Below are 18,576 nucleotides of genomic sequence, written 5' to 3' on the forward strand. Positions count from 1 at the left end.
TGGTTCAGATGGACACCTTCCCGGCCGAGCAGGATATGAAGCCGGCGATAGCCGATGCGGGCGAGGGGACGAGCGTCAGCGCCAGGTTGTGATCTTCAGCGGCGCCCCGCGAAGGGATGCGTGCTCGATAGCCCGCCATCGACGGCGATGGCCTGTCCGTTGACATAGGACGCATCGTCGCTCGCGAGGAAGAGCGCGGCCTGTGCGATTTCCGGCGGCAGGCCGTAGCGCTTCAGCGGGTTGAGCTGGCCGATCTTGTCGTCCGAACCGCGCGCGCGGGCGCCGTCGAAAATCGGCTTCGTCATTCCCGTCTCGATGAGGCCGGGGCAGATCGCGTTGACGCGCACGCCGGTGCCGTAGAATTCGTTGGCGGTGGTCTGGACGAGGCTGATGACGCCGGCCTTGCTTGCGCTATAGGGCGTGCCGCCGGCATTGGCGCGCAGTCCCGCGACGGAGGCGGTGCAGACGATCGAGCCCTTGCCCTGGGCGATCATGTGGCGGCTCGCATGTTTGATGGCGAGGAAGGGGCCGATGAGATTCACGGCGAGGATTTCCTTCCAGTAGTCCACCGTCTGCTCGTGCAGCGGCACGAGCCCGCCGCTGATGCCGGCATTGGCATAGACGACGTCAAGGCCGCCGAACTCGGAGAGGCAATGATCGACAAAGCCCTTCACGGCCGCTTCGTCGCTCACATCCGCGGCGACGGAGGAAACAGCGCCGCCTTCCTTGCGGATCATTTCCGCCGTTTCGTCGACCGCGGCCTCCACCCGGTCGATGGCGACGACCTGCGCGCCTTCATGCGCAAAAAGAAGGGCGCTGGCGCGGCCAATGCCGCTGCCAGCGCCCGTTACGATGGCTCGTTTCCCGGACAGTCTTCCCATGATCTTGTCTCCCTGAATCGCATTTCGATGATGCGACTTTAGGGGCAGGGAAGCGCTGGGAACAGGCGAAAGAGGATCAGAAGTCCTTGCCAGCCGACACGGCCCACTGAACCTGGCCCTGCGCGCCGTCGATCGTGCCGGAGCTGCCGACCGCCGGGGCTTCCTCGATGGGAGCCGTGCAGTTTTCCGGCGCATCGCCGACCTTGGTGCAGATCGTGTTGTCCGAAACGCGCCAGGAGCCCGGAGCCTCCGAACCGTCGGCGCCCTTCACCACGATGCTGGAAGCGTCGGGGTAATAGATCTTGGTCACGGCGCCGTCCGGCCCGGTGAGTGTCACGGTGTTGCCGACGAGGCCGTCACCCACATTGGCAAGCGCCGCACCGGCGAAGGCGAAAGTGGAAACCGCGACTGCGAGTACGAATTTTTTCATGGATACCCTCCCAAATTATATCCTTGTCCGGAGCAGGGACCTTTCCCTTGCCCGTTAACCACGAACTCTACATGCCCGCCCGGGCGGCGCAAGAGCGGCGCGGCAAGGCGGGAGGAAGAGTTAGCGGCGGAAGCCCGGCGGCTTCAGGAGGAAGATGATGAGCCAGATCGGAATGAGCACCATGGCGCCGAGCAGGAAATGCGGCAGCGCCCAGCCGATCCCCTCGCGCACGAAGGCGAGGATGGCCTCGGGCGTGAAGCCGACATCCTGAAGAACCTGCTCTGCTGTTATGTCGAACGCGTTGAGCAGCGCGCCGATGGCCACCGCCCCAATGAAGAATTTCATCAGCGTCGACAAGGCGTTCTGGATCATGAAGGCGCCGCCCCGGTCCCGACGAATCACTCAAGGCCAGTCTAGACGGGACCGCAGCCCGGGACAAAGGCCCCGAAACTACTGCCCGAACAGCTTTTTCAGCGCGTCTTCGGGGCTCTGCTTCGGCTCTTCCGCCGTTTCGCCCCCTGTGGTGCCGGTCTCGCCCGTCTCTCCGCTTGCGCTGCCGTCGTTCGCGGGCTCGCCCATGAGGCCCTTCAGCAGGCTCTTGCCCTTGTCTTCCTTGATGGAATCGATGGTCTGCTTGATGTTCTCGCGGTTCTGGATCATCGATTTCAGGTCCGGCGCGAAGCGCGGATTGGACCATGAGCCGGTGATGAGGACCGGCACCTCGATGCCCTTGGCTTCCGACGAACCGCCCTGGCCCTCGAGCGTCGCCGCGAGCTTCGGCTCGACGCGGTAATCGAGCGTCTTTTTGGGCATGTCGGCCGTGCCTGCCCCCGTCACGCGGATGAGCGGCGAAAGGAGCTTCAGGTCGTCATTCTTCAGGATGCCGTTGGTGATCGTGAAGGTGCCGCCGAGCTCGGAGAAATCCGTGTCCTGCGTGCCGCCGGACTGCCAGCCCGTTGTGGCGGCGCTCAGAACCGTACGGGTGAGCTGCGCGAGGTTGATCCCCTTGATCTTGCCGTTGGTGAATTTCACGCTGCCATTGCCGTTGAGCGCCGAGACCATGTCACGCTGGCTGCGTCCGGCGGTGGTGACGGCGATGTCGAGGGCGGTCTTGCCCTCGAGCCGTTTGAAGTCGGCCGCATCGGTAAGGAAGGGCGCGGCCGAAAGTCCGGCCAGCGCGAAATTCGCATTCACCTTCGGCGTGGCGCCCGCGCCGTTCACGGTGAGCTTGCCCGAGCCCTGGCCTTCATAGAGCGCAAGCTTCGAGAGATTGGCGTCAAGCACGCCATTCGAAAGCTTCAGCGCCAATGCGCTTTCGCCGACCTTGAGCTTCTGGAAGAGGATTTCGCCCGCCGAGAAAGTGAAATCGGCATCGGCCGCCTTGAGCCCCGAAAGGTCGATAGGCTCGGTGCTCCAGCCCTCGTCGCCGCCGGAGCCGCCACCGGAACCGCCGCCGCTCTCGCCACCATTCGCGAGATAGGTGTTCACGTCGATCCTGTCGACGGCGAGCTTGCCCTTGATGTTCGGCCGTGCGCCGCCCGTGCCGACCGACAGGTCGCCCGTCGCATTCATGCCGTCGAAGGCAATCTTCGCGCCCGAGAACCGGTAGAGATTGTCCGTGCCGCTCGCCTTGCCGCTGATGGTGAGCCGCCCGAAGCCTTCGCCCGCAGGCATCGGGCTCCCCGTCCAGGCCGCGAGCTCGCGCACCGAAGGGACATCGAGGTCGACCGCGCCGGAAAAGGCGATGCCGTCGATCACCTTGAGCGTGCCTTCATAGGAGGTCGTCAGCTTCGGCGCCGAGACGGCGAGCGTCACGGGCGTCTCGCCGCCTTCCGTGAACGCGCGGGGACGCGCAGCCTTGAGGTCGATATCGATTTCATCGCCGTTCCAGACGAGTGAGCCGTCCGCGACGAAAGGTTCGTCGAGGCCCGGCATGGCAAGGTCGATATTGACGCTCTCCATCGCGTAGCTCGCGCCCGACTGCGCATTGCGATAGGTGGCGCTGCCGTTCTGGATAGATACCTCGCCGAGCCGGAACTCGCTCACCGCCGGGCCGCCGCCTTGCGAGGGCGCGTCCGGCGCCGCGGGTGCGGCCTGACCCTGAGCGCTTTCGAACTGCCAGTTCGGCGTCCCGTCCTTGCGGATTTCGAGATGGATGATCGGGTCGACCAGCACGAAACTGTCGATTTCCACATTGCCGCTGAAGAGCGGAACGAGCTTCAGCGCCGCCCGCATCTCTTTCATCGAGGCCATTTCCGCGTCCCGCGCCCATTTCGGGTTCGAGAAGCCGACATCGCCGATCGAAATCGCAATGTTGGGGAAGAGGGAGAGGCCGATATCGCCGTCGATGCGCAGGTCCCGGCCCGTCTGTGCCTTCACGAGTTCGGCCACTTTCGCCTTGTAGGTCTCCATCGGGATCAGCATGGGGACCACGACGATAGCGGCAACGACGATGAGCAGGAGACCGGCAAGAATGGCGATCAGGCGGGACATGGGAGGCTCCGGTTTTGTTCTCGCCACACTGGGGGCGAAATATGGCTGCAGCATGATAGTGCAGTGGAAAGCGCGGCGCATCCCCCGGAGGCTCTACCCTTTCGCGGAGCCGCCAAATTGCACTAAGTTGCGGCACGCGCGGAAGGAGCGGCCCTTATGACCACAGCAATCGACATGAATGAAGTCCCCTTGTGGACGCCCTCCGCAAAGGCCGTTGCGGCGTCGAACATGGGCGCGTTCGCAGATTTCGTGAACGAACGGCATGGACTGTCGCTGGCCGGTTACGACGCGCTCCACGCATGGTCGGTGGCCTCGCCCGATCTCTTCTGGGATGCGATATGGGACTTCACCGGTGTCATCGGTGAAAAGGGCCAACGGGTGCTCGTCGATGCCGGGAAGATGCCCGGCGCGGCGTTCTTCCCCGATGCCCGGCTCAACTTCGCCGAAAACCTGCTGCGGGAAGAAGGCGGCGAAATCGCTCTCCTCTTTAACAATGAAGGTGAAATGGCCGCGCCCGTCACCCGCGATGCCTTGCGGCGCGATGTCGCGCGCTTCGCCGCCATATTGAAATCATGGGGCGTTGGCGAAGGCGACCGCGTTGCCGCCTTCATGCCGAACTGCCCCGAAACCATTGTCGCCATGCTCGCGGCCGCGAGCATTGGCGCGGTCTTCTCGTCGTGCTCGCCCGATTTCGGCGTGAAGGGCGTGCTCGACCGCTTCGGCCAGATCGAACCGAAGGTTCTCGTTGCCTGCGACGGCTACCGCTATGCGGGCAAGGTGCTTCCCGCCCACGACAAGCTCGGCGAAATCGTTGCCGGTCTTCCCTCGCTCGAACATGTCGCCATCGTCCCCTTCATCGGCGAGGGAAAGAAGGAGCTCGCGAAGGCGGAGGACTGGCCCACGCTTCTCGCCTCCGCGCCGGAAGCATCGCTCTCCTTCGCGCGTCTGCCTTTCTCGCATCCGCTCTACATCATGTATTCGAGCGGTACGACCGGCATCCCGAAATGCATCGTTCATTCGGCGGGCGGCACGCTTCTTCAGCACCTGAAGGAGCATCGCCTTCACTGCGACATCCGCCCCGGCGAAACGCTTTTCTATTTCACCACCTGCGGCTGGATGATGTGGAACTGGCTCGTTTCGGGCCTTGCGGCGGGCGCGACGCTCGCGCTTTACGACGGTTCTCCCTTCGCGCCGGACGAGCGCGTGCTGTTCGACTATATCGACGCGGCGGGAATAAATGTTTTCGGCACCTCTGCGAAGTTCATCGACGCGGTGAAGAAGTCGGGGCTCAAGCCCCGCGCGACGCACGATCTCTCCTCAATGCGCATGATCCTCTCCACCGGTTCACCGCTCGTGCCGGAGAGCTTCGACTTCGTCTACCGGGATATCAAGACGCACGTCGCCCTCTGCTCGATTTCGGGTGGTACCGACATCGTTTCCTGCTTCGTGCTCGGCTCGCCCATGCTGCCCGTCTGGCGCGGCGAGATACAGGCGAAGGGGCTCGGCATGGCCGTGGAGGTCTGGGACGAGGAGGGAAAGCCGCTCGCGGCGGGGCAGGGCGAGGCAAGCAAGGGCGAACTCGTCTGTACCCGTCCTTTTCCGTCCATGCCGGCCGGCTTCTGGAACGATCCCGACGGCGCGAAATATCGTAGCGCCTATTTCGAACGTTTCCCCGGCGCCTGGTGTCATGGCGACTATGCGGAAATCACGTCGCATGGCGGCATCGTCATTCACGGCCGCTCCGACGCGACGCTCAATCCGGGCGGCGTGCGGATCGGCACGGCGGAAATCTATGCGCAGGTCGAGCAGCTTCCAGAAATCCAGGAGGCGCTCGCCATCGGTCAGAACTGGCAGGGCGATGTCCGCGTCGTGCTTTTCGTCGTGATGAGGGAAGGCGCCGCGCTCGATGCCGCAATGGAAAAACGCATCCGCGATAAAATTCGTGCCGGTGCGTCGCCGCGTCACGTGCCGGCGAAGATCGTCGCCGTCACCGATATTCCGCGCACCAAGTCCGGCAAGATCACCGAGCTTGCCGTCCGCGACATCGTGCATGGACGAGACGTGAAGAACCGCGAGGCGCTGGCGAACCCGGAGGCGCTGGCGCTCTACAGGGATCTGCCGGAGCTCGCCTCCTAGATTGCGTCCGCAAGCAGCAGCCGTCCGCCGAGCCCGGCCTGCGGCACATGCCGTCCCTCGATCCAGGCGCGGATCATTGCGTTGACGGCTTCGGGCGCTTCCTGCTGCACCCAATGCGAGACCTGCGGCAGGTAGCGGATGGTGAAATCGTCCACCAGCTCTTCCGTTCCGTAGGTGAGCTCCTTGCCGAGCGCCGCATCCTCCTCGCCCCAGATCATCAGGGTTGGCGTGTCGAGCTGCGGCGGGTTTGTCCATTCGGCAGGCTTTTCGCCCTGCATCAGCGCGCGATAATAATTGATCATCGCTGTCATCGCGCCGGGAAGCTGCGCGTTCTTGCGGTAGTGGTCGAGCACCTCGTCGGGAAAGCGGCTCTTGTCCACCGCCATGCCGTAAAATGCCTGCGCGATCGCATGCGCGTTGCGCGCGAGAAAGAGCTTCTCCGGCAGCCAGGGAATCTGGAAGAAGAAGACGTACCAGCTCTTCTTGAGCTGCGCCCATGTCCGTCCCCGCGTCGCGAAGAGCGTGGGGTGGGGCAGGTTCATGACGATGAAACGTTCGAGCGGACGCACTTTCCTGAGCGCGAAGGTCCAGCCGATCACGCCGCCCCAGTCGTGTGAGACAAGCGTAACGGGTCCTGTGATCCCGCGCGCGCGGGCCGCGTCGATGAGCGCCGCCACATCGTCGAGAAGGTGCTCGATCCGGTAGTGTTCCTTGCCCCTCGGTCGCGACGTGCCGCCATAGCCGCGCAGGTTTGGCGCCCAGGCCGTGTAGCCGAGTTCGGCAAAGACGGGCATCTGGTGGCGCCAGGAAAACTTGCTTTCGGGAAAGCCATGCAGCAGCAGCGCGAGCTTGTTGCCCTCGCCGCACATGTCGACCTCGAAGGCGAGGCCGTTCGCTTCGATGTAAGCCGTGCCGATCGCTTTGCCGCTCATGGCTCTCCCCGCTCTTGTTCTTGCCGGGGACTATAGGCGATTCCGGCGCGGCGCAAGCGAAGGATCGGCGCTTTTCGTCTCGCCGGGGCCTGACAGAAGGCCGCGAATTCCCTATTGTCTCGACACAATTTGGGGGTCGTGCGGCAAACTGGCGGGGGCGCCGGGCCGCAGGGGCTGCGTCCGTCAGAGGGGGATTTTCATGACCACTCCGTTTACGCCGCGTCACTGGTCGTCGCGGTTCGCCTTCCTGATGGCCGCCATCGGCAGTGCCGTGGGCCTCGGCAATATCTGGCGCTTTCCCTACCTCGCGGGCGAGAACGGCGGCGGCGCCTTCATCCTCATTTATGCGGCAACGACGCTCGCCATCGCGCTTCCGATCCTCATCTCGGAAATCATGCTGGGCCGCATGGGCAAGCAGAGCCCGATCAACGCCATGAGAGCGCTCATCGCCGAACACAAGGCGGCACGCTTCTGGATGCTGATCGGCTGGGGCGGCATTGCCGGCGCTTTCGTCGTGTTGTCCTACTACAGCGTCATCGGCGGCTGGGCGCTCAAATATGTCGAGCTGGCGCTGACAGGCGCCTTCTCGGGTGAGACGGAAGCCGCCGCCGCGGACCACTTCTCGACCTTCGTCGCCGATAGCGGCTCGCTGATGATCTGGCAGACGCTCTTTCTCGTCATCACGGCCGGCATCGTCGCGGCAGGCGTCACCGGCGGCATCGAGCGCGCCGTCGTCATGCTCATGCCGCTTCTCTTCATCCTGCTTGCGGCGATGGCCGTCTATGCGACCACAATGCCGGGCTTCGGCGCGGCCATGCAGTTCATGCTCGCTTTCGATTTCAGCGAGGTCACGCCCGGCACCGTCCTTGCCGCGATCGGACAGGGCTTCTTTTCGGTGTCGATCGCGCTCGGCACCATGATGACCTATGGCGCCTATCTCGACGAGGATGTCTCCATCGGCCAGTCCGCCATCGTGATCGCGGTCGCCGATACGGCCGTTGCCATCCTCGCCGGCATCGCCATCTTCCCGCTCGTCTTCTCCTATGGGCTCGAACCGTCGAGCGGCCCCGGTCTCACCTTCATCACGCTGCCCATCGCCTTCGGCACCATCGGCAATGGTGTGGTGATCGGCGGCGCCTTCTTCATCCTCCTTACCGTCGCGGCGGTCACGTCGGCGATCTCGCTGCTGGAGCCCATCGTCGCCTGGATAGAGGAGGGCGTGCACCTGTCGCGCAAATGGCTCGCCATCATCGTCGGTGCCGCCGCCTGGGTGGCGGGTCTCGGCACGGTCTTCTCGTTCAACAGCTGGTCGGACTTCCACCCCATGGCGCGCTTCGGCGTCATGGAAAAGATGACGGTCTTCGACGTGCTCGACTTCACGACAGCGAATTTGGTCATGCCGACGGTCGGCCTGCTCATCGCGCTGTTTGCGGGATGGGTGCTTTCCGGGCCCGTCGTCGAGGGGGCGCTGGGCGCCAGGGGCAAGGCCTGGTTCCCCTGGTGGCGCTTTGCGCTCCGCTTCATCGCCCCGCTGGGCGTGGTCTCGATCTTCGTGGCTAATGTCTTGATGTAGAGGGGTTTTGGCCTGCCTGCCGATTTTTGCGGACAGCGCCAGCCCGGGCTTGTCATTCGGGCCGGGCCGAATTAAGTTCCCGGCCATCGCGGCGGGCTTTGCGCCCGTTTCCGCTTATCCCGTGCAGCCGTAGCTCAGCTGGTTAGAGCGCTAGATTGTGGATCTAGAGGTCCCCCGTTCGATCCGGGGCGGCTGTACCACCCTTCATTCCTCTCGCGGCACGATGAAGACCGCGCCAAGGATCTGACCGATCTCCTCGCCTCCGGTCGTGAGCGGCAGCAGGAGAGCGTGCATATCGAGAGGTTCCTCCTCTCCGATCCGTGCGACCGGTGTCTTCAGCGACAGGGGGCAGGCAAACAGCAGCACCGCCCGCATCGCCTCGGACCAGCGCGTCCGCATTACTTCGTCCGTGAGTTTCGAGTCGGACGCCGCTTTCATTTCCGAAAACCTCTCGCCCGTCCTGTCGAAGCCCGTTATGGCCGAAAGTTCCGCGCCGGACAGGCGGAACCGGAAATCCGCACCGCCATCGAGCACCTCGACGATCCCGACATGGGGCAGCATTCGCCGGAACTCTTCCGGGCGGATGTCGGCCCGATCGGGGAAGGGTCTTCCGGCGCGCTTTTCCTCCCAGCAGGCAAGCAGGCTGGCGAGTGCCGGATGTTTCGGCCTCTCAAGCAGCGTGACCTTCGCGTCGGCGTCGACCGACCTTGTGATCCGGGTGGAAATGAATGAGGACATCTCTTCCTCTCCGGGCGGAAAACGCCCGGAGCCATATTGCCATGGGAAAGTTAACGGATTCTGCGGCTGCAGCCGCGCAGCGCTCTTGCGCATGGCCGCACCCCGGTGTTTCCTTGCCCGCCACAGGTTCCGGCCACCGGAAATGGCTGCTTTTTCAATCGGTTCCACGGGAGACGGTCGATGACCCTCACAGTCTATGGCGCAAGCCTTTCCCCCTTCGTGCGCAAGGTGCGCGTGTTTCTCGCCGAGAAAGGTGAGGCCTACACGCTCGAACAGGTGAACATTTTCCCGGCGCCCGACTGGTTCCTCGAGATCTCGCCGCTGAAGCGCATCCCGGTCCTTCGCGACGATAGTGAGGGCGCGGATGCGACACTGCCGGACTCCTCCGCGATCTGCGGCTATCTGGAAAAGAAGTTCCCCTCGCCCGCGCTCTACCCGCAGGACGCTTTCCAGTACGGCAAGGCCCTCTGGTACGAGGAATATGCGGATTCCGAACTTGCGGGGAACATCGGCATGGGCACCTTCCGCCCGATGATCGTGAACCGCATGATGGGCAAGGAGGCGGATCGCGAGACGGCGGACAAGACTTTCAATGAAAAACTGCCCCGTTTCTTCGCCTGGCTCGACAAGGAAATCGGCGCGAAGGACTTTCTCGTGGGCGGCGCCTTCGGCATCGCCGACATCGCCGTCGGCACCCAGTTCGTCAATCTCGCCCATGCGGGCTTCCGTCCGGACGAGAAGACATGGCCGAATCTGGCGCGCTATCTGGCGGCCATTCATGCCCGGCCCGGTTTTGCCGCCTGCATCGAGGAGGAGACGGCGCTCCTGAAGAAATTCGGCCTCTGAGCGTCCCGCTTCAATTTCACCGTCAAAAGCGATATGTGTCGGGAAACGCGACGGCAAAAGCCGCCGATAACGACACCCAGGGAGAAACGAAATGGCCGAGAACGCCAGCAAATGGCCTGCCATGACCATTGAGGAGGCGCATGCCTTCCTCACCTCACCAGGCACGCCCTTCGAGATGGAAACCGTCGAGATTCGTGGCGTTCCCATCCGCACCTACAAGAACGCGCCGCCCTCCTTGCGCGCGATTCTCGATCTTGGCCGCGCCTGGGGCGAACGCGAATTCATCATCTATGAGGGCGAGCGCCTCACCTACGAAAACCACTATCGTGCGGCGACTGCCTTCGGCCGTGTGCTCACGGAGAAATACGGTGTGAAGAAGGGCGACCGCGTCGCCCTCATCATGCGCAACTTCCCCGAATGGTCGATCGTCTTCTGGGCCGTGGCGGCCATCGGCGGCGTCATCGTGCCGCTCAATGCCTGGGGCACCGGCCCCGAACTCGAATACGGCATCACGGATTCGGGCTCGAAAGTCGTCATCGTCGATCACGAGCGCCTCGACCGCATTCGCCCGCATCTGAAGGCCCTCGGTCTCAATGGGCTTGTGGCGGTGCGCACGCCGGAGGAAGAATTGGGCGTTGCCGAAGCCTTCGAGACGCTGGTGGCAAAGCCCACCGACTATTCGAAGCTCTCCGCCGACCCGCTACCCGATCCGGGCATGCAGCCGGAAGACGACGCCACGATCTTCTATACCTCCGGCACCACCGGCAAGCCGAAAGGCGCGCTCGGCACGCAGCGCAATATCTGCACCAACCTGATGAACGCCATGCTGGGCGGCGCGCGCGCCTTCATGCGCCGTGGCGAGATACCGCCCGCGCCCGATCCGGCCGCGCCGCCCCGCGTGATGCTGCTTTCCGTGCCGCTTTTCCATGTGACCGGCTGCCACTCGATCCTCGTCGGCACCTATGCGAGCGGCGGCAAGCTTGTCATCATGCACAAGTGGAATCCGGAACATGCGCTCGAACTCATCGAACGCGAGGGCGTCACCTCCTTCGGCGGCGTGCCGGCCATGGTCTGGCAGGTGCTCGAGTCGCCGGACTTCGCCACGCGCGATACCTCGACCGTCGAGTCGATCGGCTATGGCGGTGCGCCCTCCGCGCCCGACCTCGTCGCGCGCATCAAGAAGCAGTTCCCGAACTGCCATCCCTCGAATGGCTACGGTCTCACGGAAACATCCGCCATCACCACGCAGAACCTCGCAGAGGACTATGTGGCGAAGCCGGACAGCGCCGGTCCCGCCGTTCCCGTCTGCGACATCAAGGTCGTGGACGAGAAGGGCAACGAAGTACCGCACGGCCAGGTGGGTGAACTCTGGATCAGGGGCCCGAACATCGTGAAGGGCTACTGGAACAAGCCCGAAGCGACCGCCGCCGCGATCACCGAAGGCGCCTGGTTCCACTCGGGCGATCTCGTGCGCATGGACGACGAAGGCTTCGTCTACATTCTCGACCGCGCCAAGGACATGCTGATCCGCGGCGGCGAGAACATCTACTGCGTCGAAGTCGAGGACGCGCTCTACGCGCATCCCGCCGTGATGGATGCCGCCGTCGTCGCCATCCCGCACAAGGTGCTGGGCGAAGAGGTCGGCGCCGTGGTGCAGGTCGCGCCCGGCAAGGATGTCTCGGAAGAGGAGCTCAAGGCGCATGTCGGCAAGCTGCTGGCTGCCTTCAAGGTACCGGTCAAGATCGAGCTGCGCCACGAGCCGCTGCCGCGCAATCCGAACGGCAAGATCCTGAAAACCGTGCTCCGCGAGGACATGAAGAAATACACGAAGGACGCCGCCTGATTTTCCGGCGCCCTTTGCCGTAGCGTCATCGCCGGTGATTTGCCTGAAGCCGTCCGGGAATGGAAATCCCGGGCGGCTTCTTTATGCTTGCGGCAAAGAAACACCGGGAGGACCGAATGAACATATCTCTGGAAGGCCGCGTTGCCCTCGTCACGGGCGCCAGCCGCGGCATCGGCCGCGCCATCGCTCTGGCACTCGCCGAAGCGGGCGCCGATATCGCCATCAATTACCGCCGCGACAAGGAGGCGGCGGACGAAACCGTTGCCGAAATCGAAAAGCTCGGCCGCAAGGCAAAGGCCTATTCCGCCTCGGTTGAAAATTTCGAGGAAGACCGGGTCATGGTTGCCGACGTGCTGAAGGATTTCGGCTCCATCGGTATCCTCGTCAACAACGCAGGCATCGCCTCGCGCGGCCAGACGGTCGCGGACACCGAGCCGCAGGAACTCGAGCGCGTGCTCCGCGTGCACGCCATGGCGCCGCATTTCATGTCGAAGCTCGTGCTGCCGCATATGCGGAAGGAAAAGCGCGGCGACATCATCATCATTTCCTCCGTCGCGACGCTCTCCATGTCCGCGAACGGCGGGCCCTACAACATGGGCAAGGCGGCCGCCGAAGCTCTCGCGCTCACGCTCGCCAAGGAAGAACGCAAACACGGCATCCGGACGAACATCGTGGCCCCCGGCCTCACCGCAACCGACATGGGCTCGCGCCTCGCCGCCGCCCGCGCAGGCAAGAAGGGCATGGACATCCACGAACTCGACGCAACCATGCCCTTCGGCCATGTGTGTTCGCCCGAAGAAGTGGCGGCGGCCGTCGTCTATCTCGTCTCGGACGCAAACCCCTACGCGAACGGCCAGAAGATCAACATCGACGGCGGCGGCGGCTCGGTGTAGCCGGGTTTCCAACCTGGGGCCGCCCGCCGGGGCGGCCCTTGACCTTCCCTCTGCTGGAATGTGCATATTCATTTCATGAGATGGCTCAGGCTTCAGATTCCGGTTCTCTACCTCGCGAGTGTCCTGCTCGCGACGGTGCTCCAATGCGTTCCGGCTTCTGCGGCGCAGATGCCCGCTGCTCATCACGCAGCGGCAACGCATCAGCATGAGGGGCATGGTCATTCGACCCCGCTGGAGCAACACGGGTCCCACCCTTGCCACGGCAGCGATCTGACCTGCCTCTGTGATCGGGCGGACGTCGCGTCGCTCGTCACGCATTTCAAGTCGCGCGACCTGCCAGAGGCGAAGGTGCTCATTCAGCTTCGATGGCAGACGCCAGATACCGGTCTGGCCTTGCAGCCCTCGCCATCGGTGAAGCCGCCGGAAAACCGGCTCCTTCGAAGACGGGCTTATACCGACGCCTACCGCCGTACGAATCGTCTCCTGATCTAGCGCTCTCTTCGTCGAGTCCGGCGCCTTCGGGCGCTCTTTCTCAACGAATGGAGAGACGCGGTCATGTTTCCGAATATCAAGCTTGCGGAAGGCCCGGTTCGCCGGGCCGCATCCGCCCTGCTGTTGCTTGCGGCGTTCATTGCGGCATCGCCGGCACTTGCAGGCAACTACCGCCTCACCGTTTCGACCGCGAAGATCGAGATCGGTGGCCGCACCGTCGAAAAGATGACCATCGACGGCGGCATTCCGGGTCCAACGCTCCGCCTGACGGAAGGCGAAGACGCAACGATCACCGTCGTGAACGAGACGGACGAGAAAACCTCCGTGCATTGGCATGGGCTGATGCTGCCGGGAATGATGGACGGGTCGCCCGGCTTCAACGGTTTCATGGGCATCGCGCCCGGCGCGTCCTACACCTACACGTTCCGCATCCGGCAGAGCGGCACCTACTGGTATCACAGTCATTCCGGCACGCAGGATCAGAGTGTGCTCGGGGCGATCGTCATCGATCCTGCGGAACCTTCTCCCGAGCAGGCCGATCGCGACTATGTCGTCCTTCTCGGCGACGCCACGCCGGAAGATTCCGATCGCGTGTTCCGCAACCTCAAGGCCGATCCCGGCTACTACAATTACAACAAGCGCACGCTGCTCGATTTCTTTGGCGATGCGCGCCAGCAGGGGTTCGGCGCCACGCTGAAGGATCGTCTCGATTGGGGCGCCATGCGGATGGACCCGACCGATCTCGCAGATGTCAGCGGTTACTCCTTCCTCGTCAACGGCAAGACACCGGACCGGAACGAAACCTTTATTTTCAAAAAGGGCGAGCGGATCCGCCTGCGCCTGATCAACGGCTCGGCGATGACGCTGTTCGACGTGCGAATTCCGGGCCTGAAGATGACGGTCGTCGCGGCCGACGGCAACGATGTCGAACCGGTTTCCGTGGACGAAATCCGCATGGGTGTCGCGGAGCGTTACGACGTGATCGTCGAACCGAAAGGCGAGCGAGCCTACACCTTCATTGCCGAACCCATCGATCGGACAGGCTATGCGCGCGCGACGCTGGCGACCGCTGAAGGGCAGGAAGGGCCGGTCCCGGAAAGAAGGCCGCGTGCCCTGCTCGGCATGGCCGACATGGGAATGACGCATGACGGCGACGATATGGCGAACATGGATCACGGCGCCATGGATCACGGAGCCATGGACCACAGCGCAATGGGTCACGCAGCCGCAAACAAGGCCATGGATGCGGTTGTATCTGAAACCCGGCCGGTCGGCTGGGCTTCGGGCTCTCCGCCGGAGGCAAAGGTGCTGGCCTATGGCGACCTGCGCTCACTACGCGCGCGCGATGACAACAGCGAACCGGCCCGTACCGTCGAGATGCGGCTCACAGGCAATATGGAGCGCTACGTCTGGACGCTGAATGGCGACAGGTTCAGCGAAGCCATGCCGGTTCGCGTCCGTTATGGCGAGCGTGTGCGTCTTACCTTCGTCAACGAAACGATGATGGCGCATCCGATGCATCTCCACGGCATGTTCTTCGAGTTGGAGAACGGCGCGGGAAACCGGCGTCCCCTGAAGGACACCGTCATCGTACCGCCGGGACAATCCGTATCCGTCGTCCTGACGGCGCGTGAAGTCGGCGCATGGCCACTCCATTGTCACCTGCTCTATCACATGGCCGCCGGCATGATGACGGCCTTTGTGGTGCAGCCGCCGGACACGGGAGAAGACAAGCTGACGCCGGACGGTGCGGCCGTTCCCCTTTCCGTCAATCGGGACATGCCGGGAAGCACACACTCGACGCATTCCATGCATGGAGGACATTGATGAACAGGATTTCAATCCTCGCTTGTGTGGCGGGGTCTCTCCTTGCAACTGCGGCCGCGGCGCAGGAGGAAGTCGATATGTCCGCCGCGCACGAAAGCGAGCTTTTTCATGTGATGGAGGTCGAACTCGATTATGCCGACGCGCATGACGGTCTGTGGAACTGGAACCTCGATGGCTGGGTGGGCGGTGACGTCGAGCGCCTCTGGATAAGGTCGGAAGGCGAGATTGCCGACGGCGGCTTCGAGGGCGCGGAAGTGCAGTTCCTCTATGGTCGAAATTTCCACCCGTTCTGGGATGCGTTGATCGGCGTCCGTCAGGACCTGGGGCCGGATAGTGAAACCTACCTGGCTGCCGGCGTTGCCGGTCTCGCTCCTTACTTTTTCGAGACGGAGGCGACGGCCTTTGTCTCGACGGAAGGAGACCTGTCCGCGCGCTTCAAGCAGAGCTTCGAGCTTCCTGTCACCCAGCGGCTGATCGTGGAGCCGCACATCGAACTGAGTGCCTTCGCGCAGGACGTGCCGGAGCAAGGGTTTGGCGCGGGCTTCAGCGATGTCGAGGCCGGCCTTCAGATCCGCTACGAGGTCACGCGGAAGTTCGCCCCTTATGTCGACCTCATCTGGGAGCGCGACCTCGGTGAAACGGCGTCTCTCACGCGTGCAAGCGGCGAGGATGTCGAAGATACGACCCTGCGCTTCGGTGTGAGAGCGTGGTTTTGAGCTACTCGGCGGGCGACAGCACGCCTGATGCCTCGCTCTTTCCGCCGCGGCGGAAGAGCGAGGGCATCACGTTGATGAACGACAGCAGCACGGCCGAGGCGTAGGGCACGGACTGCACGAGCAGCACGCCGACCCAGAGCCGCGAATGGCTGTCCGCGAAATGCGGGCTCGTGAGGAAGGCAACCGCAACGCCCCAGAGCAGCGCCAGCATCAGGCTTTCCTCGCGCACCTGGATGAAGGCGGCCGCGAGCGGCGGCTTGTCCTCGCATTTCGGTGTGCGGATGAACGGCTTGCTCGTCGTGATCATGCCGTTGAGCATGGCCTTGGCAACCGTATGCGTGAGGCCGAGCGCGGCAACGCCCGCACCGAGGCTTTCGAGGAAGCTGCAATCCTTCACGCGCACGGCATAGAGCCAGAGCGAGCGCACGAACTTGAAGGCAAAGCTGCCGATGGTCGGAATGAGGAAAGCAGCGACCGGCAGCGAGATCATGCTTGGCTGGTAGAGTGCCCAGGCCGACAGCACGACGCTTGCCGTGGTGAAGAGAAGCGCCAGCCCGTCCGCGAACCAGGGCAGCCACCCGGCGAGGAAATAGTAGCGCTGTGCGCCCGACAGTCCGCGCTTCCGGCGCGCCCAGGGCGCAAGCGCATCCCAGTGATGCTTCACGATCTGCACCGCGCCATAGGCCCAGCGGAAGCGCTGGCTGATATAGCCCGCAAGCGTGTCCGGCGTGAGCCCGCGCCCGAAGGAATGGTTCACATAGACGCTGTCATAGCCTGCCCGGTAGAGCTTGATGCCGAGTTCCGCGTCCTCGCAGATGCACCACTCCGCCCAGCCGCCGACGCGCTTCAGCGCACTCTTGCGCACCTGCGTCATGGTGCCGTGCTGGATGATCGCGTTGAAGTTGTTGCGCTGGACCATGCCGATATGGAAGAAGCCGGCATATTCCCAATAGGTCATGTTCTTGAACATGCTCTCGTGCCGGTCGCGATAGTCCTGCGGGGCCTGCACGAAGCCGACATCCGGCTTGTCGAAATAGGGAACGAGTGTCTTCAGCCAGTTCGGTTCGACCTGGTAGTCGCTGTCGATGACGGCGATGATTTCGGCATCTTCCGCCGTCTTCTCGAGACCGAAATTGAGCGCGCCCGCCTTGAAGCCTGGCCAGTTTTCGAGATGGAAGAAGCGGAACTTCGGCCCGAGCTTCGCGCAATAGTCGCGCACCGGCTGCCAGACTTCCGGGTCCGTCGTGTTGTTGTCGAGCACGAGCACTTCGTAATTCTCGTAGTCGAGTTTCGCGAGCGCGGCGAGCGTTTCGCCCACCATCTCCGGCGGCTCGTTATGGATCGGCACATGGATCGAGACTTTTGTCGTCGGATTGACGGCATGTTCGTCGAAGGGTTCGAAGTGCCGCGAGCCGCGATGCGTCCAGATCACCTCGACGAACTCGATCGCCTCGGCAAGAAGCACGATGAGGAGCAGCCCCTGCGCAAAGAACAGGAAGCTCCAGACCGTGGCGCCGACCCAGGTGAAGTAGAGCCCGGTGACGGAGAGCCCCGCCCAGGCGATGGCGGAGCCCGCAAGCTGCGTCAACACCGCGAAGATGACGACGCCGGCAGGCCGCACATGGCGCTGCCGCAGCATGAAGAGCATCGCCGGCACGAGCGCGAGGCCCGCCGCGAGCGATGCCCAGAAGCGCCATTCCGGTGCTTCCGAAATGCTGCCGGCCATCGGGAATTTCGGCTGTCGGTCGGCATTGTAGATGCCCCAGAAGGCGCCTGCCGCGCCTTCCTCGGATGCCTTCCACGGCTGGTCGAAGGCTTCCATCACGTAATAGGTGAGGTCTTCCGTCTTCGCGCGGTTCAGGAACTCGCGCATGAAGGTCGCCTGGTTGACGAGCGAGGGAACGGCTTCCGTGTTCAGTTCGGCGGGCGAAAGACCGGGGTAGGGACGGCGCGGAATGATCTTGCCGCGGCTCGGCCAACCCACTTCGGTCACGACGATGGGTTTGTTCGGATAGGCCGCGCGCAATTCGTCGAGCCGCTCGAACACGGAATCGACCGCGATGTCGATCGGAATGCCTTCCCAGTAGGGCAGGATCTGCACGCCGATATAGTCGACCGCTTTCACGAGTTCCGGATTCTTGAGCCAGATATGCGGCGGCTCGGCGGTCGAGACCGGCTTCCAGATCTTCTGCTTCGCGCGCTTGATGTAGCCGATCAGATCCTCGATCGGGATGTCGTTGCGCAGCAGCACCTCGTTGCCGACGAGCACGCGCACCACGTTGCGGCGCGGCGCCAGCGCGACGAGCTGTTGCAGCTCGCGTTCGTTGCGCTCGAGATCGGGGCCGATCCACGCGCCGACGGCGACGGAAAGGTCGTATTGTGCCGCAAGTTCGGGAATGTGCTCCTGGCCCCGCACGACGCTGTAGCTGCGGATCGCCTGCACCGTGCCGGAGAGAAGCTTCATGTCGGCTTCGATCTCCGAAAGGCTCGGATGCTTGTTCTGCGTCGGGTCCTGGCCCTGCCGATAGGGGCTGTAGGAGAGCCCGACGATTTCGCCCGTCCAGGCTTCCGCGTGATGCGGCCTGTTCAGCGCCGCCCAGACCGCGAGATTGGCCGCGATGACGATGGGCAGCACGATGAAGAGGAAAAGCGCCTGCCGCACGAAGACGGAGTGCCGCCAGGAGCGCGGGTTGGCCTGCGGGGTCTCGGGAGTGGGGTCGGGCTTGTCCATCTATCGTCCGTCATGCGCAGCAAGCTGGGAAAAACGGCTCATAGT

14 protein-coding genes and 1 tRNA gene are annotated in these 18,576 nt (G+C 63.6%); 8 read left to right on the forward strand and 7 right to left on the reverse strand.

Annotation, left to right across the window (positions count from 1 at the left end):
* Window positions 1–95: 95 nt before the first annotated feature.
* The 4 genes from ACKUUH_RS03280 to ACKUUH_RS03295 all read right to left on the reverse strand — a co-directional run bounded on the left by ACKUUH_RS03280 (window position 96) and on the right by ACKUUH_RS03295 (window position 3,804).
* Window positions 96–881 (reverse strand): SDR family NAD(P)-dependent oxidoreductase, encoded by a 786-nt coding sequence (locus ACKUUH_RS03280; RefSeq protein WP_407948425.1) that lies wholly within the window; start codon window positions 879–881, stop codon window positions 96–98.
* A gap of 76 nt (window positions 882–957) precedes the next feature.
* Entirely contained in the window at window positions 958–1,311 is a 354-nt protein-coding gene (locus ACKUUH_RS03285) for a hypothetical protein (protein WP_407948426.1), read from the reverse strand.
* A gap of 120 nt (window positions 1,312–1,431) precedes the next feature.
* Complete coding sequence (locus ACKUUH_RS03290) at window positions 1,432–1,683, reverse strand: DUF6460 domain-containing protein (protein WP_407948427.1); 252 nt, start codon at window positions 1,681–1,683, stop codon at window positions 1,432–1,434.
* A 78-nt stretch (window positions 1,684–1,761) separates the two neighbouring features.
* Window positions 1,762–3,804, reverse strand: a complete 2,043-nt coding sequence (locus ACKUUH_RS03295; RefSeq protein WP_407948429.1) for an AsmA family protein — start codon at window positions 3,802–3,804, stop codon at window positions 1,762–1,764.
* A 156-nt stretch (window positions 3,805–3,960) separates the two neighbouring features.
* Here ACKUUH_RS03295 and ACKUUH_RS03300 point away from each other — a divergent pair, with 156 nt between their 5' ends.
* Window positions 3,961–5,940: an acetoacetate--CoA ligase gene (locus ACKUUH_RS03300; RefSeq protein WP_407948430.1), complete on the forward strand. Its 1,980-nt coding sequence runs from the start codon at window positions 3,961–3,963 to the stop codon at window positions 5,938–5,940.
* On the opposite strand, the gene ACKUUH_RS03305 is transcribed toward ACKUUH_RS03300, so the two are convergent.
* The gene (locus tag ACKUUH_RS03305) at window positions 5,937–6,872 is read right to left on the reverse strand and encodes an alpha/beta fold hydrolase (protein ID WP_407948431.1); all 936 of its coding nucleotides are present in this window, start codon (window positions 6,870–6,872) and stop codon (window positions 5,937–5,939) included. The two genes, ACKUUH_RS03300 and ACKUUH_RS03305, sit on opposite strands and share 4 nt — an antisense overlap.
* Window positions 6,873–7,071: 199 nt before the next feature.
* Between ACKUUH_RS03305 and ACKUUH_RS03310 the strand changes: the two genes are divergently transcribed.
* Window positions 7,072–8,445 carry a sodium-dependent transporter gene (locus tag ACKUUH_RS03310; protein ID WP_407948432.1) on the forward strand — a complete coding sequence of 458 codons (1,374 nt, stop codon included), beginning with the start codon at window positions 7,072–7,074 and terminating at the stop codon, window positions 8,443–8,445.
* A 123-nt stretch (window positions 8,446–8,568) separates the two neighbouring features.
* Window positions 8,569–8,645, forward strand: a tRNA-His gene (locus ACKUUH_RS03315).
* A 4-nt stretch (window positions 8,646–8,649) separates the two neighbouring features.
* Here the strand turns inward: ACKUUH_RS03315 and ACKUUH_RS03320 are convergent.
* Window positions 8,650–9,183: a PAS domain-containing protein gene (locus ACKUUH_RS03320; RefSeq protein WP_407948433.1), complete on the reverse strand. Its 534-nt coding sequence runs from the start codon at window positions 9,181–9,183 to the stop codon at window positions 8,650–8,652.
* A 180-nt stretch (window positions 9,184–9,363) separates the two neighbouring features.
* Here ACKUUH_RS03320 and ACKUUH_RS03325 point away from each other — a divergent pair, with 180 nt between their 5' ends.
* The 5 genes from ACKUUH_RS03325 to ACKUUH_RS03345 all read left to right on the forward strand — a co-directional run bounded on the left by ACKUUH_RS03325 (window position 9,364) and on the right by ACKUUH_RS03345 (window position 15,800).
* Window positions 9,364–10,029, forward strand: coding sequence for a glutathione S-transferase family protein (locus ACKUUH_RS03325; protein ID WP_407948434.1), 666 nt, complete (start codon window positions 9,364–9,366; stop codon window positions 10,027–10,029).
* Window positions 10,030–10,120: 91 nt separating this feature from the next.
* Window positions 10,121–11,872: a class I adenylate-forming enzyme family protein gene (locus tag ACKUUH_RS03330; protein ID WP_407948435.1), complete on the forward strand. Its 1,752-nt coding sequence runs from the start codon at window positions 10,121–10,123 to the stop codon at window positions 11,870–11,872.
* A 116-nt stretch (window positions 11,873–11,988) separates the two neighbouring features.
* Window positions 11,989–12,765, forward strand: a complete 777-nt coding sequence (locus ACKUUH_RS03335) for an SDR family NAD(P)-dependent oxidoreductase (protein WP_407948436.1) — start codon at window positions 11,989–11,991, stop codon at window positions 12,763–12,765.
* A 555-nt stretch (window positions 12,766–13,320) separates the two neighbouring features.
* The gene (locus ACKUUH_RS03340) at window positions 13,321–15,084 is read left to right on the forward strand and encodes a multicopper oxidase domain-containing protein (RefSeq protein ID WP_407948437.1); all 1,764 of its coding nucleotides are present in this window, start codon (window positions 13,321–13,323) and stop codon (window positions 15,082–15,084) included.
* Window positions 15,084–15,800: a copper resistance protein B gene (locus tag ACKUUH_RS03345; RefSeq protein WP_407948438.1), complete on the forward strand. Its 717-nt coding sequence runs from the start codon at window positions 15,084–15,086 to the stop codon at window positions 15,798–15,800. The genes ACKUUH_RS03340 and ACKUUH_RS03345 overlap by 1 nt, the downstream gene beginning before the upstream one ends.
* Before the next feature lies 1 nt (window position 15,801).
* Here ACKUUH_RS03345 and ACKUUH_RS03350 read toward each other — a convergent pair whose 3' ends face one another.
* Window positions 15,802–18,531: a glycosyltransferase gene (locus ACKUUH_RS03350; protein ID WP_407948439.1), complete on the reverse strand. Its 2,730-nt coding sequence runs from the start codon at window positions 18,529–18,531 to the stop codon at window positions 15,802–15,804.
* Between the last annotated feature and the right edge of the window lie 45 nt (window positions 18,532–18,576).

Source organism: Parvibaculum sp., from assembly GCF_045863935.1.
Taxonomy (GTDB): domain Bacteria; phylum Pseudomonadota; class Alphaproteobacteria; order Parvibaculales; family Parvibaculaceae; genus Parvibaculum.

What these genes read in the sequence shown, in the direction of transcription:
- ACKUUH_RS03295 (WP_407948429.1), bottom strand. Translation starts at nt 3,804, where the DNA reads ATGTCCCGCCTGATCGCCATTCTTGCCGGTCTCCTGCTCATCGTCGTT.
- ACKUUH_RS03335 (WP_407948436.1), top strand. Translation starts at nt 11,989, where the DNA reads ATGAACATATCTCTGGAAGGCCGCGTTGCCCTCGTCACGGGCGCCAGC.
- ACKUUH_RS03300 (WP_407948430.1), top strand. Translation starts at nt 3,961, where the DNA reads ATGACCACAGCAATCGACATGAATGAAGTCCCCTTGTGGACGCCCTCC.
- ACKUUH_RS03280 (WP_407948425.1), bottom strand. Translation starts at nt 881, where the DNA reads ATGGGAAGACTGTCCGGGAAACGAGCCATCGTAACGGGCGCTGGCAGC.
- ACKUUH_RS03305 (WP_407948431.1), bottom strand. Translation starts at nt 6,872, where the DNA reads ATGAGCGGCAAAGCGATCGGCACGGCTTACATCGAAGCGAACGGCCTC.
- ACKUUH_RS03290 (WP_407948427.1), bottom strand. Translation starts at nt 1,683, where the DNA reads ATGATCCAGAACGCCTTGTCGACGCTGATGAAATTCTTCATTGGGGCG.
- ACKUUH_RS03350 (WP_407948439.1), bottom strand. Translation starts at nt 18,531, where the DNA reads ATGGACAAGCCCGACCCCACTCCCGAGACCCCGCAGGCCAACCCGCGC.
- ACKUUH_RS03340 (WP_407948437.1), top strand. Translation starts at nt 13,321, where the DNA reads ATGTTTCCGAATATCAAGCTTGCGGAAGGCCCGGTTCGCCGGGCCGCA.
- ACKUUH_RS03285 (WP_407948426.1), bottom strand. Translation starts at nt 1,311, where the DNA reads ATGAAAAAATTCGTACTCGCAGTCGCGGTTTCCACTTTCGCCTTCGCC.
- ACKUUH_RS03330 (WP_407948435.1), top strand. Translation starts at nt 10,121, where the DNA reads ATGGCCGAGAACGCCAGCAAATGGCCTGCCATGACCATTGAGGAGGCG.
- ACKUUH_RS03325 (WP_407948434.1), top strand. Translation starts at nt 9,364, where the DNA reads ATGACCCTCACAGTCTATGGCGCAAGCCTTTCCCCCTTCGTGCGCAAG.
- ACKUUH_RS03320 (WP_407948433.1), bottom strand. Translation starts at nt 9,183, where the DNA reads ATGTCCTCATTCATTTCCACCCGGATCACAAGGTCGGTCGACGCCGAC.
- ACKUUH_RS03345 (WP_407948438.1), top strand. Translation starts at nt 15,084, where the DNA reads ATGAACAGGATTTCAATCCTCGCTTGTGTGGCGGGGTCTCTCCTTGCA.
- ACKUUH_RS03310 (WP_407948432.1), top strand. Translation starts at nt 7,072, where the DNA reads ATGACCACTCCGTTTACGCCGCGTCACTGGTCGTCGCGGTTCGCCTTC.